The following is a 13,387-nucleotide window of genomic DNA, read 5'->3' on the forward strand; positions in this document are numbered from 1 at the left end:
GATAGAGCTAGCAGATTTACTATTTTAGCCAAGTCTATAGATAGAACAGCTAATTCAATCAATAGAATATTGTACAAAGTATCTAATGGTCATAAAATATTAACAGCTACATTTGATAATGGTAAAGAGTTTGCTAAACATAAGAAGCTAACTAGCAAGACTGGCATCAAAGTATTCTTTGCTGATCCATACAGTCCTTGGCAAAGAGGTACTAATGAAAACATGAATAGGTATATCAGACAATTTATACCTAAAGGTACTAACTTTAACAATATATCTCATCAATACATTAGAAAGTTACAGATAGACTTGAATAATAGACCTAAGAAATGTTTAAATTACTTGACACCTAATGAAGTACATTTTGGTATCTCTATAAACATTGAGAATACAATCTAGCATTCTAATAACAATTTAATATCAACTACGGATCCAGAAATATTATATGAAATATATCTAGCTTATAAAGATGATAAATTACCTAATGAGAATGATAAAACCCTAGATAAATACATTATAACAGCTGCTGCTAATGGTTATGAACCAGCGATAATTGTTCAAGCCCGTAACTTTACAGACAAAGGCGATAACTATAGGGCTCTAATGCTATGGCAAACATTATTATACAGCTCGGATCCTAAGGTAGCTGAACTAGCTAAAAAGGAAATAGTAGAAGTTGAGAATCTAGTTAAACAAGAAAGATTAAAAACTCTAGAAAAAGAAAGATTAAAACGTATAGAAATACAACAAAACTTACGTAAAAAGCAGCTAGAAGATACTAAGAGAGTTGAACAGATACAGAAAAAAATTGAATTTTCCTTATCAACACCAAAACAAGAAATAACTAATCTTAATGGATTAATCTATTTAAATCTCTCAAAAGTAAATAAAGGTCAATTACAACAATTTTATTCAGATATACTAAAAGCATCTATCGATATGAAGCTACTAAATACTAATGATAATCTAGACTATAGTTATATTGATGATTTTTTAATATTATCAAAATATATAGATATTAGATCATCTTTACGATTTGACTTTGGCGAAAAAGCAAATAGCAATAAATATGAAGGTATTGTTTATCTTTTCTATAACAATGAAAGTAAACTAGTTAAACAAAATACTCTTGCAGCAATTAAAAATATAAAAGTCAAAGAATCTTCTCTAACTCCAAAATTAGCGAATGCTCCAGAACAGCAATCAGATAATTCAAATAAGCCTACAAAAGAAAAAATAAATCAAACTGAAAAATCTAAGACTCCAGTTGATAGAATTCAATTAACTCATGAAGAAAAAATCCAAAGAATGCAAATATTTGCTCAAAAAGGAGACTTTAGACAATTATACAAATTAGAACAAGCAGCAAAAGATGGTGATGTTTATGCTATGTATTATGCTGGCGAATATTACTACAATGTAAAAGAGTATAAAACTGCTCTTAACTACTTCAATGAAGGTGCCGACAAAGGATATGGCCTGCTTATTATAAGCTGGCTTCTTTGTATTATAATGAAGAGCAAAACGGTGTACCTTACGATAAAGAAAAAGCTATGTATTACTATAAAAAAGCGGCTCAGTTAGGCGTAAGAAATGCCCAGCACATTCTAATGCTTATTGAATAAAATTTATTGATACTCACCTTTTTTCCAATGCTTGCGACACACTGAGACATATCGTGTATCGATATCTTTTAGAGAATCATCATCAACAACTATTGGATTACCCTCTTTTATAGCTTTACCATTTTGCACCATCATATTAAAACTAGCTTTTTTACCACAGTGACAGATAGTTTTGACCTCTTCTAAAGTGTCTGCAATTGCAAGCAATAAAGCTGCTGTTTCAAAAGGTTGACCTAAATAGTTAGTTCGTAGTCCATAGCAGATAACTGGTATATCTAGCTGATCTGCAATATCAGAAAGTTGCCAGACTTGCTCTTGAGTAAAAAAATGTATCTCATCAATTAAAACACAATCTACCTTATGTTTTTCGTTATAGTCTTTGACAAATTCAAAGATGTTATCTTGATCCGTCAATGAATAAGCATCTTGATCTATACCTATCCGTGATTTAACTTTATTTAAACCCGCTCTTTTATCTATTGCTGAAGTTAGAACTAAAGGTTTTCTACCTCTATCTTCATAATTATAAGCTACTTTTAAGAGATCCAATGTTTTACCCGCATCCATTGCTGAATATCTAAAATATAATTTTGCCACTATTAAAACCCTTTATATTTTTTCCTAATAATATTAATCCCATGACGAATAGGTAAAACTAATGTTTCTAAATCATCTTTTTGACTTACATATTTATTAAAATCATCTAATGCTTTTGCTCGTTTATCTTGTGGATCTATCACCTCACCACGCCAAAGTATATCATCTACTATGATAACTCCTTTATCAGATAGCTTATCAATCAAAATATCAAAATACTGTTGCGTTTGTTTTTTATCAGCATCAATAAATGCTATATCTATCTGATCTGGTAGAGTTGGTAATATATCAATAGCATTACCTTTACAATACTCGATATTAGGATACTTTGCTATAAACTCTTTAGCTATAGCTTCACCTGATTGATTAGCTCTATCAATTGTATACACTTTTGTATTAGCTGATACTTCAGCCATAGCAATAGCTGACATTCCTGTAAATGTGCCAACATCTACACAAACTTTTGCTTGAGATGTAAATACAAAAAACTGTAATAATTTAGCTACTACCTTTTCTGATAACATCTGAGCACCATGAACAGACTCTTTTGTAGAATTATTTAAAAGATTAAGGTTAGCTGATAAATCACTCGTATGTTCAATACAGTATTGCCAAATACTATCTTCAGTAAACTGATTTTGTTTCATTACAAATGAGAATATAAAATAATTGACTCCGAGTATTTTGCATTAATGATAATCATTAGTCTAGAGACTTGCCGTGCTTTTAGTTAAATTTTATGATAGAATTTGCGAGCATTTTACTATAAATAACTTTTTAGTATTTAGAGAATAAATTAAATAACAGCATAAAATCATAAAGGTTTCAGATCAATGAAAGAACAAAAAAAAGTTTTTATAAAAACTTTAGGTTGCCAAATGAATGAATATGACTCTCAAAAAATGCATGAGGTATTAGATGAGCATTTTCATACCGTTAAAACTGATGACTACAAAGAAGCAGATATAATATTAATAAATACATGTTCTATTCGAGAAAAAGCTCAAGAAAAAGTATTCCATGAGTTAGGAAGATGGAAAAATCTTAAAAAGGAAAAAGAAGATTTAGTAATTGGTGTTGGTGGCTGTGTTGCATCTCAAGAAGGTGAAAACATTATCAAAAGAGCTCCATTTGTAGATCTAGTATTTGGTCCTCAAACTATTCATAGATTACCTGAGATGATTAAGAGAAAACAAAGCACTCAAGAATCTCAAGTTGATATATCTTTCCCAGAAGTTGAGAAATTTGACTTTTTACCTGAGCCAAAAGCTGAAGGTGCTAAAGCATACGTATCAATTATGGAAGGATGTGATAAATACTGTTCATACTGTGTAGTACCATATACTCGTGGTCCAGAAGTTAACAGACCATTTGAGGATGTGCTTGGAGAATGTGCAGCTCTCGCAGAACAAGGTGTTAAAGAAATTACTTTATTGGGACAAAATGTAAATCACTACTTAGGTCCAATGGAAAATGGCGAAACTGCAGATTTAGCATTACTAATTCACTTCATCGCTGAGATAGATGGTATCGAAAGAATTAGATTTACAACTTCTCATCCTGTTGAGTTCTCACAAAATCTGATCGATGCTTACGATAGTGTACCTGAACTAGCTAATCACTTGCATTTACCGGTGCAACATGGCTCAGATAGAGTTCTAATAAATATGAAAAGAAATCATACAATTTTAGAATTCAAACAAAAGATAAGAAAGTTAAGAGCAATAAGACCAGATATTACTATTTCATCTGATTTCATTGTTGGTTTCCCAGGTGAAACTGAAGAAGATTTCCAAAAGCTTATGGATTTGGTAAAAGATGTGAATTTTGATCAGTCATTTAGCTTCATATATAGCAAACGTCCTGGTACTCCAGCTGCTGACTTACCTGATGATACTCCAATAGAAGTTAAGAAAGATAGACTAAAAAGACTACAAGATTTATTAAATAGTAATGCGCAAATTATTTCTAGACAAATGGTCGGAACAGAACAAAGAATCTTAGTTGAAGGTACATCTAAAAAAGATGATAATGTTCTGGCTGGTAGAACAGAAAATAATAGAATTGTTAATTTCATAGGCGATAAGTCTTTGATTGGTCAGTTTGCTATGGTTAAAATAACAGAAAGCTTACCAAACTCTCTTAGAGGAGAACTTATTTAATTTATGAATAAAACTCAATTTGTTCTAGAGCCTTATAATTAGGATGCCATGATGCTACTTTGTGGTAACCTTGATGAAAATATTCGCGCAATTGAAAATTATTTTGGTGTTGAAATTAGACACCGTGCTGATGAATTTGAGATAACAAGTGAATCAAGCGCTAATAATACTCAAGCAAAAAGATTTATCAAATCATGTTATGCTGAAATTTTAGCTGGAAATACTGAGCTTGATCTAGAGCAAATCACAACGATCCTAAATGCTACAGCAAAAGAAAAAGTAGCATCAAGTAATAAAGCTCAAAAAAGAGTTGAAGAAGCTGAAGTTCAATTACGAAGTAAAAAACTCAAAGCACGTACACAGAACCAAGCAATTTATTTAGACAATATCAAACATAATTTTGTTACATTTGGTGTTGGTCCGGCAGGTACTGGTAAGACATATATGGCAATCGCTTGTGCTGTATCTGCTTATGAAAGAGGTGAAGTTAGAAGAATAGTACTTGTTCGACCTGCTGTTGAAGCTGGTGAAAAGCTCGGTTTTCTACCTGGAGATTTAGCTCAAAAAATTGATCCTTACTTACGTCCAATGTATGATGCTTTGTTTGACTTCATGGGTGTCGAAAAAGTTACAAAACTAATAGAAAAACAAGCCATCGAGATAGCACCTTTAGCATATATGCGTGGAAGAACTATTAATGATTCTTTTATAGTCCTTGATGAAAGTCAAAACACTACTAAAGAGCAAATGAAGATGTTTTTAACAAGAATTGGCTTTAATACTACTGCTGTCATAACAGGAGATATAACTCAGGTTGACTTACCTAAGAATGTAACTTCTGGTTTAAGACATGCTCTATCAATTCTTGATAATATTGATGGTGTAGCTATTAGTTATTTAAAATCAGTTGATATTGTACGACACCAAATAGTTCAAAAAATTGTAAATGCTTATGACAAGCATGAAGAGAATACTAAAAATGGATAGTCTAAACTTAAATGTCATCAACGATGACGAACACCCCATACCTAATCAAGATTTACTAGAAAAATGTTTTGCTCTCGTAGCTGATAAGCATAATATTTCACAAGCCGAAGTTAATGTGAGTATTGTATCAAATCAAAAAATACAGCAAATTAACAAACAATTTCGTAATAAAGATAAGCCGACAAATATTATTTCTTTTGAATTTGAGAAACCTGAAGGCTTGCCTGAAGATATAGCTGCTGATTTTTTGGGGGATATTGTTATAGCTCCAGATGTACTGAAAAAAGAAGCCAAAGAGCAAAATAAAAATTTAGATGCTCACTGGCAACATATTTTTATCCATGGATTATTACACTTACTAGGTTATGATCATATTGATGATATAGAAGCTGAGGAAATGGAGAATTTAGAGATTGAGTTACTGGCTGAATTAGGAATAGCCAATCCATACATTGAACAAGAGAATTAAAATGGCAGAAAATAATCATTTTATAAAAAGACTTACATCAAGCATTTTTAATATAAAAAGCGAAGATGCTCTTATTGATGCTATTAATAGAGCAGCTGATAATGAGGTTATTGATAAAACATCACAGAATATGCTAATCGGTGCTATGAAAATATCATCTTTAGATGTTGGTGACATCATGATTTCTCATACAAAAATAGTTGCTATAGATATGTCGATGTCAATTAATGAAATCCTAAAAAAAACTATAAACTCAAGCCATACTCGTTTGCCAGTTTATTGTAGAGATAAGTCAGAGATACTAGGTATACTACATTCAAAAGACTTATTAAAACTAATTTTTGAAAAAGAAATTGAATCTTCTGATGATGAAGAATTAGAAGCAGAAGATATAAAAACTATACTTCGCCCTGCTATTTTTATACCGGAAACAAAAAAACTTAATGCAATGTTAAAAGACTTTAAAAATAGTCAAAACCATATTGCTATTGTTGTTGACGAGTATGGTGCAATTTCTGGACTAATAACTATCGAAGATGTCTTAGAAGAAATTGTTGGTGATATAGAAGACGAGTTTGATATTTCTAGTCAAAATATTGTCAAAATAGCTGATGATAAATTTATAATTGATGCTACAACATCAATTGAAGATTTCAAGGAATATTTTGCAACATCGATAGATGATGATGGTGATTATGATACTATCTCTGGGATGATAATTCAGACTTTAGAAAGATTACCTGAAAAAGGTGATAGTATTGTTATTGATGGCTTGAAATTTATAGTACAAGAAGCAGATAATAGAAAAATCATCAAAATTTTAGTAGAAAAATTTAAGAAGTAATGAAAAAGATTATTCTAAAAATTGCTCCACCAGTATTAAGTGGCGCCGTACTAACGTTGGCTTTTGCTCCATTTCGCATCGATGTATTAGCTGTTGTAGCTTTAGTAGCTTTTTTTTATTTACTGAATAGATCAGTTAGAATTCGTGATGCTTTTTTCACATCTGTGTTATTTGGAATAGGCTTTTTTGGTACTAGTATATCTTGGGTATATATAAGTATTCATCTATTTACCGAATCAGTAGCCGCTGGACTATCTGCTGCTATTGCATTAGTAATTTTACTTAGCTTTTTACATATAATACCTTTTGGTATTTTTAGCCATATTCTTACTCGTAAAGCTAATAACTTTTCTAAGCTATTAATTTATCCTGCATTGTGGACACTATTTGAGATTGTCAAAGCAAATCTTCTATGGGGAGGATTTCCTTGGGTTTCACTTGGTTATTCACAGACAGAATCTCCTTTAATTTGGTATGCAAATATTGGCGGTGTTTATTTAGTAAGTTATATAATTGCTTTGATTGCTTGTCTAATAGTCTTTTTCATCTGTGACAACACTTCTACTAAGAAGACAATTAGTGTTGCAGCTATTATATTAACGTTATATTTAGGTGGTTATCTTATTAAACACTATCAACCTGAAATCCAAACGAATCAACCTCAAAAAGTAGTTTTGATCCAGGGCGATTTTGTCCAAGGGTTTAAATGGGATCGTGATAACTTTGCAAAAATGCAAAAGTACTATCAACAAGCTGCATCTAAATATAAAGACTCTTTAATAATACTATCCGAAAATGCCATCCCTAATTATCGACAGCTCATGAGTGAATATTTTAGGAATCTTACAGAGTCTGCAAATAAAAATAATAATGCTATGCTTATAGGATCTTTAAGTGCTGATCAATCAACTGCTGGAACTAAAATTTATAATAGCTCTATCATTATTGGCAAAGGTGAAGGCGTTTATAATAAATATCACTTAGTCCCATTTGGTGAATATTTTCCAATTAAGTTTTTTGGATATGTAGATAGTGTCGGTCTTAGTAGTTTTAATGCTGGTGATAATATACAACCTATTATGACAGCCTTTGGCTCGCCTGTTGCTAATTTTATTTGCTATGAAGTTGCATATCCTGAGCAGGTTCGAGATCAACTACAAGAAGCTAAACTTATTTCTATAATAAGTGATGACTCGTGGTTTGGTAACTCTATAGCACGTGAGCAACAGCTACAGATATCTCAAGTAAGAGCTATAGAGAATAACAAATATGTTCTTACAACTACAAGTAATGGTATTACAGCAGTTATCAATTCAGATGGAGTAATTGTCAAAGAACTACCTAAAAATACTCGTGCTTCCCTTGAGCAAACAGTCTATCTAAATGACTATCACTCTATTTGGATGAAAATTGGAATGACTCTAATTTTTGGACTTATAATACTTAGCTTAGTTGTTGGAATAATACTAAAAGAAATAACAAAGAAAGCTAGTTTGTAGAGGTAAGCAATAAATGAAAAAAAATAAGATATTTTTAGTTAGCATTTTTTGGCTTGCTCTGAGCTATAGTTTGCCTCTGAGATATATGAAAAAGATGATAATGGAGTACCAACTTTTTCTAACGAACCAACTAAAAACTCTAAAAAGCTCGATCTTGGAGGTATAAATGTAGTTAGTGTGCCTTCAAATTCTAATAAAATTACCATAAATAATAACATCAATATTTCAAATCAAACTAATAGTAGCAGTAATAATAACAATCAATTAGAAAATAATTATTATTCAGGTTACTGTTCTCAATATTATAACAATTACTCATCATATAGCTATATTCCTTATGAGTGTGGATATTTCTTCCATAGACCGTATTATGGATTAGATAATGCTGCTAACAGAACATGGGACAATATAGATAGAGAAAAAACTGATCATTATATACGACAAAATATCAATGCTGATAGAATTACGCAAGCAGCAGCACCAATTGGCATGAGAATGGCAGGAGGAAGAAGATAGATTTTGTAATGAAATCCTTTCCTGAATTTACCATGGCGACTAAAATTTAAACATATTGTTTAATATATCTTGAGAGTATCACAAATAATTGCTAGATAGCATTTTGTTTAGAATAACTCTTCTATAAACTCTAACTACTGATTTATGACAATATGCTAAACTCAAATGAAACATCTACTATTTACATCTTTATCATTAATTCCAACATTTTTACTAGCAAACACTACTCTAGATGACTCTTTTAAGAATCTGGAAGATAAATATCATGGTAAACTCGGTATATATACCGTCAATACAGATGATAAAACTAATATCAGCTACAATGAAAATTATCACTTCCCAATTTGTAGTATTTTTAAATTTTTATTAGTTGGTGCAGTTCTAGAATATGATATGCAAGACAAAGGTTTTTTAGATAAAAAAATTCTAATAACTCAAGACGATATTGGTACTCTAGGTTATGCTCCAGTAACAGGCAAAAATATTGGTAAAACTTTGACAGTATCACAGCTCAATTATGCAGCTATTCTAAGTGATAATCCTGCTGCTAATATCCTGGTTAGAGAGATTGGAGGCTTGGAAAAGCTTAATAAATTAGTAGCAAAACTAGGAGATAAAGATACTATTATCAAAAATGATGAGCCTAAAATCAATCATACAAAACCAGATAGTGATATCAACAAAACAACGCCCAAAGCTATAACTCAAGATATCTATAATCTAGCATTTGGTAATATTTTAGATAAAAAACATCGTGAAATCTTCATAGGATATTTACAAAAAAATAATACTGGTGCAAATAGAATAGCGTATAGTATGCCTAAAAATTGGACAATTGGTGATAGGACAGGAACTTGTGGAGAGTATGCAGCTACTAATGATGTAACGATAATTTGGCCACAGAATAAACCGCCTTTTGCTCTAAGTATTCTATATACAAACCCTAGTGATTTAAAAGCTCCGAGTAATGAAAAAATTATTCAGCAAGCATCTAAGCTTACTGTAGATAACTTATCATATAATGGTTACAAATAAGATGTCCTCCACATAGAAGAGACATTATTTATAACAGAATCTCTATCTTGAATATTCGTCAAGAAATGTAATCCTGTTCGCTGTTCAATATCCTTGATTGATACTCTATAATTTGCAATCTTTGTCTTTTCAACTCTAGCATTAGGCATTACAAAAGCTATAGCTTGGTTTTTAGAAGGTACATATATTATCTTAAAGAAATAGTCCGGCACTGCTATCTTATTATCACCTATTGTTTTATATATCTTCTGTTTCTTATAGATAGGACCTGTATATACATAGATTGAATCATACATATTTGCCCAAATTCGCTCATCTGTTTCCAATCTTTCCCAACCTTGCCTATTTAATCCAGCTTTTTGAGGAGACATATTCGACAATAAGAATGACTCATCCGCAGACTTTTTACTAAAATCCATAGAAGCATAAGATGCCAAATGTCCTCTATCATAACCAGAACGCGAATAATCATCTAATGTAGCTCGATAAACAAAAAGCACATCACCATCCTCTTTAAATTTATCATCTCTTTTTAGTTTATTAGCGACTTTTGACTTCGTAAGTTTAAATGCTACCCAACTCGCCTCTTTAGTTTGATAATTATAACCAACAACATAGCCATCACGACATAGGTAGAGATCTGACTGTCCTAACCCTTCTGTCACATCATAGCTAGGATTACCATACGCCAAAAAACCATGGCAATAATCAGTTACTGCTGGTAGTGTTCTAACGGGTGGATACTGCTTTAGATTCTCGAATTGATTTATTTGCTGTTGCTGATCTTTTGCACTATCACTTTCAGAAAAGAATTTTACAATTATATTTTGATTATCTTTAGCAGTATATTGCTTTAGTGGCTCGCTAGTAAAATAGTTATATATTTTATAACGTAAATCTATAATTTTTTCTTTAATATCAAACTTATCAAATAGAAGTCCCGAAAAACCTCCACTAATAGTTAATACCAAAAATAATACTATCTTTACATAGCTAATTGACTTCTTATTATCTTTGTTAGAATTTTTATTTTTTGCTGCCATGTTTACCTATTTTTTATCACAAAAACACCATTAGAAATTTTCATCTATATTAATTGAAAAATATTAGAAATAAAAAATTATTCAGCTATTTAATATGTCTTGTCTTGAATAATAAGAAATCTTTGACTTCTTGATCTTCGATTAATGGTAATACTTCTTTTCTAATTCTACTATAGTAATTGTTTATAGTTTTTTTCTCGGTATAAGTTAGCATCCATGTTTCAATCAAATTATATTCATAAGGTACTAATGTCAAATCCTCAAAACAATAAAAAGGTCCATGCCCTGTAGGAGAATCTTGATCACGTTGTTTTACATAACACAAATTTTCAATTCTAATGCCAAACTGACCTGGAAAATATGCTCCTGGTTCATTGCTTAGAATCATACCAGGCATTAGCTCAACTTTAGAAGCTGAGTTTATACGTTGAGGTCCTTCATGCACACCTAAGAAACTACCCACTCCATGGCCTGTACCATGAGCATAATCTGAACAGAAATGCCATAAATGCTCACGTGCTAATACATCTAAGTGAGATCCTGTAGTTCCTTTTGGAAAGACTGCTCTACCTAAGCCTAGATGACCTTTTAAAACTAGTGTATAGTATCTCCTATGCTCATTAGATGGTCTACCGAAGTGAAGTACACGTGTAATATCAGTTGTTCCTTCTTTGTACTGCCCTCCAGAATCGCACAAAAGAGGTGCTTGATCATCAATTTTCTTTAGATTAGCATCTCTTTTAGCTGAATAATGAATAATCGCACCATTAGCAGCATGGCCAACAATGTATGAGAAACTATCTTCAACATAACCCTTTTGCTTAGCACGAAACTCTCTAAGTTTTGCCATTGCATCAAGTTCATCTATCCCTTGATAGTTGTTCTCCATCCAATACCACCACGAAATAAATGCAGCTGCATCTTTTTTATGAGCATCTTTTGATCCATTTATTTCAATAGAGTTTTTTAATGCTTTACTCAAAATTATTGGACTAGTGTCTTCGATAAGTTTACTATGCTCATTTTCTTTGATTGCTAATTTAACAGCATAACTTGCAACATTACTATCAATAACAAACTTTGCAGCAAACTTTTTCAGATCTGCAAAGAACTCTTTATAGTCAAGAACAATCACATTATTTTGCTCAAAATGAGTATTAATCTCATCTGTAACTTTATCTTTATCAATATATAAGAAAGTACTTTCAACTGTAACTACCATATAGCAAATAGCCAATGGTGTATTTTTGATATCTCTACCTCTTATGTTTAAAGTCCACATAATTGAATCTAAGCTTGTTTCTATCAGACATTCTGCTTTGATAGATTTCAAATATGTTCTAAGATTTCTTAGCTTTGAATCAACAGATTGACCAGCATATTGAATTTCGTGTACAAAAATATTTTCTTTAGGTATAGCGGTTTCTTGATTAAGCTCTTTTTGAGCTTGAGCTACCAGATTAGTATTATCAAAAACAATTTTACCATCAACTTTTTTTGCTATTGATAATAAATTTTCCGCTCTAGTAATACCTATTTTTTTCGGATCTATTGCAAGTGTTTTACCAGCTAAATTTTCTTCAAGCCACTCTTCTATTTTTGAAGAAAAAGCTGTTTGTTTCAATAATACAAATTCATTCTTATCAAGTTGATATTCTGCTTGAGTGAAATATCTACCATCGGTTGAAAGATAAGATTTATCTAAACCTATAAGTATATCTCCTGCTGAACCATCAAATCCACTAATCCAACTACGATATTGCCAGCACTCTGGAACATACTCATTATTATGATCATCTATAGAAGGGACTAAATAAAAGTCGTAGCCCTTTTCTTTCATTAATCTTCTTAAAACTTGTAATTTTTCAGACATTTTATCCCCATTAGATATATTTAAATTCATTCAAACCATACAAATGTAGCTTGTCTACCTGTAATACCTTCTTTGCGATAAGAGTAAAATCTTTTGTTACTGTAAGTACATAAACCAGAGTCGACTATATCAAAACAGTGATTATCATTTAATATTTGTCGAGCTACCATTTTCATATCAAAAAGATATTTATCTTCACTTTTTGAACGAAATGCTTGCCCATAAACTTCATGCTGCTCTACAAATTTATCATGAACATCACGACCAACTTCATAGAAATTTCCAGAAATACAAGAACCAAACCAAGCTACTAAATCTAAGCCAACAAACTCTTTGAGAGTCTGCTCTAATATTCCTTGTAATAAGCCTCTCCAACCAGCATGAATAGCAGCCACTTTTGTCATCTTTTTATCAAAAATATTATAGGCAGGCAATCTGCTGTCAAAACCACACAAGCTTGCTTAGGCTTATCTGTGACAATAGCATCACAAAAATCACCATTATATTCATCAAAACTTGTGACAATATTGGTATGATTTTGTCTTAACCATTTAATATCAGCGTTGATGTAAGATCTAAATGAATTACGATTTTTTTCTACAGCTAAATGCTTATCACCAACGTTATCTGCTAGATTAAATTTAGCATACTTATCTTTACTAAAGCCTTGAGTATTATTTGTATAACCTAGTTTAAGTCTAGCAAAAGGCGTATTTATAAAAACTACTGACATCCTC

At 31.4% G+C, this 13,387-nt stretch carries 12 protein-coding genes and 2 pseudogenes; 9 read left to right on the forward strand and 5 right to left on the reverse strand.

The genetic code is table 11. The features are described 5' to 3' along the window. Together F8C69_RS01125 and F8C69_RS11145 are read left to right on the forward strand one after the other, a co-directional pair. On the forward strand, positions 1–399 hold a 399-nt coding region (locus F8C69_RS01125), incomplete at its 5' end, for an IS30 family transposase (RefSeq protein WP_159183873.1). Then, a pseudogene (locus F8C69_RS11145) lies at positions 400–1,625 on the forward strand (tetratricopeptide repeat protein); the annotation flags it as partial. It abuts the gene before it with no gap. A gap of 3 nt (positions 1,626–1,628) precedes the next feature. On the opposite strand, the gene F8C69_RS01135 reads toward F8C69_RS11145, so the two are convergent. After that, entirely contained in the window at positions 1,629–2,222 is a 594-nt protein-coding gene (locus F8C69_RS01135; protein WP_159183875.1) for a thymidine kinase, read from the reverse strand. A gap of 2 nt (positions 2,223–2,224) precedes the next feature. Further along, entirely contained in the window at positions 2,225–2,869 is a 645-nt protein-coding gene (locus F8C69_RS01140) for an O-methyltransferase (protein WP_159183876.1), read from the reverse strand. Positions 2,870–3,055: 186 nt separating this feature from the next. Between F8C69_RS01140 and miaB the strand changes: the two genes are divergently transcribed. The 7 genes from miaB to bla all read left to right on the forward strand — a co-directional run bounded on the left by miaB (position 3,056) and on the right by bla (position 9,734). Continuing rightward, entirely contained in the window at positions 3,056–4,384 is a 1,329-nt protein-coding gene (gene miaB / locus F8C69_RS01145) for a tRNA (N6-isopentenyl adenosine(37)-C2)-methylthiotransferase MiaB (protein WP_159183877.1), read from the forward strand. A gap of 48 nt (positions 4,385–4,432) precedes the next feature. After that, complete coding sequence (locus F8C69_RS01150; RefSeq protein WP_159183878.1) at positions 4,433–5,371, forward strand: PhoH family protein; 939 nt, start codon at positions 4,433–4,435, stop codon at positions 5,369–5,371. Beyond that, positions 5,364–5,840 carry an rRNA maturation RNase YbeY gene (gene ybeY, locus F8C69_RS01155; protein WP_192189672.1) on the forward strand — a complete coding sequence of 159 codons (477 nt, stop codon included), beginning with the start codon at positions 5,364–5,366 and terminating at the stop codon, positions 5,838–5,840. Before F8C69_RS01150 ends, ybeY begins: the two co-directional genes overlap by 8 nt. Position 5,841: 1 nt before the next feature. After that, the gene (locus F8C69_RS01160; RefSeq protein ID WP_159183880.1) at positions 5,842–6,684 is read left to right on the forward strand and encodes an HlyC/CorC family transporter; all 843 of its coding nucleotides are present in this window, start codon (positions 5,842–5,844) and stop codon (positions 6,682–6,684) included. Further along, positions 6,684–8,183: an apolipoprotein N-acyltransferase gene (lnt, locus tag F8C69_RS01165; RefSeq protein WP_159183881.1), complete on the forward strand. Its 1,500-nt coding sequence runs from the start codon at positions 6,684–6,686 to the stop codon at positions 8,181–8,183. Before F8C69_RS01160 ends, lnt begins: the two co-directional genes overlap by 1 nt. Positions 8,184–8,360: 177 nt before the next feature. Then, positions 8,361–8,699 carry a hypothetical protein gene (locus tag F8C69_RS01170; RefSeq protein WP_234384116.1) on the forward strand — a complete coding sequence of 113 codons (339 nt, stop codon included), beginning with the start codon at positions 8,361–8,363 and terminating at the stop codon, positions 8,697–8,699. A 165-nt stretch (positions 8,700–8,864) separates the two neighbouring features. Continuing rightward, entirely contained in the window at positions 8,865–9,734 is an 870-nt protein-coding gene (gene bla, locus F8C69_RS01175; protein ID WP_159183882.1) for a class A beta-lactamase, read from the forward strand. Here the strand turns inward: bla and F8C69_RS01180 are convergent. The 3 genes and pseudogenes from F8C69_RS01180 to pgeF all read right to left on the reverse strand — a co-directional run bounded on the left by F8C69_RS01180 (position 9,725) and on the right by pgeF (position 13,383). Beyond that, positions 9,725–10,777 (reverse strand): DNA/RNA non-specific endonuclease, encoded by a 1,053-nt coding sequence (locus F8C69_RS01180; RefSeq protein WP_159183883.1) that lies wholly within the window; start codon positions 10,775–10,777, stop codon positions 9,725–9,727. The two genes, bla and F8C69_RS01180, sit on opposite strands and share 10 nt — an antisense overlap. Before the next feature lie 85 nt (positions 10,778–10,862). After that, entirely contained in the window at positions 10,863–12,650 is a 1,788-nt protein-coding gene (locus F8C69_RS01185) for an aminopeptidase P family protein (RefSeq protein WP_192189673.1), read from the reverse strand. Positions 12,651–12,676: 26 nt separating this feature from the next. Then, a pseudogene (pgeF, locus tag F8C69_RS01190) lies at positions 12,677–13,383 on the reverse strand (peptidoglycan editing factor PgeF). Positions 13,384–13,387: the final 4 nt, after the last annotated feature.

The sequence above is a fragment of the Francisella noatunensis subsp. noatunensis genome (assembly GCF_009823375.1).
GTDB classification, from domain to species: domain Bacteria; phylum Pseudomonadota; class Gammaproteobacteria; order Francisellales; family Francisellaceae; genus Francisella; species Francisella noatunensis.

Coding starts and splice junctions, on each gene's coding strand:
- F8C69_RS01185 (WP_192189673.1), bottom strand. CDS start 12,650: ATGTCTGAAAAATTACAAGTTTTAAGAAGATTAATGAAAGAAAAGGGC.
- F8C69_RS01160 (WP_159183880.1), top strand. CDS start 5,842: ATGGCAGAAAATAATCATTTTATAAAAAGACTTACATCAAGCATTTTT.
- miaB (WP_159183877.1), top strand. CDS start 3,056: ATGAAAGAACAAAAAAAAGTTTTTATAAAAACTTTAGGTTGCCAAATG.
- F8C69_RS01180 (WP_159183883.1), bottom strand. CDS start 10,777: ATGGCAGCAAAAAATAAAAATTCTAACAAAGATAATAAGAAGTCAATT.
- lnt (WP_159183881.1), top strand. CDS start 6,684: ATGAAAAAGATTATTCTAAAAATTGCTCCACCAGTATTAAGTGGCGCC.
- ybeY (WP_192189672.1), top strand. CDS start 5,364: ATGGATAGTCTAAACTTAAATGTCATCAACGATGACGAACACCCCATA.
- bla (WP_159183882.1), top strand. CDS start 8,865: ATGAAACATCTACTATTTACATCTTTATCATTAATTCCAACATTTTTA.
- F8C69_RS01140 (WP_159183876.1), bottom strand. CDS start 2,869: ATGAAACAAAATCAGTTTACTGAAGATAGTATTTGGCAATACTGTATT.
- F8C69_RS01150 (WP_159183878.1), top strand. CDS start 4,433: ATGATGCTACTTTGTGGTAACCTTGATGAAAATATTCGCGCAATTGAA.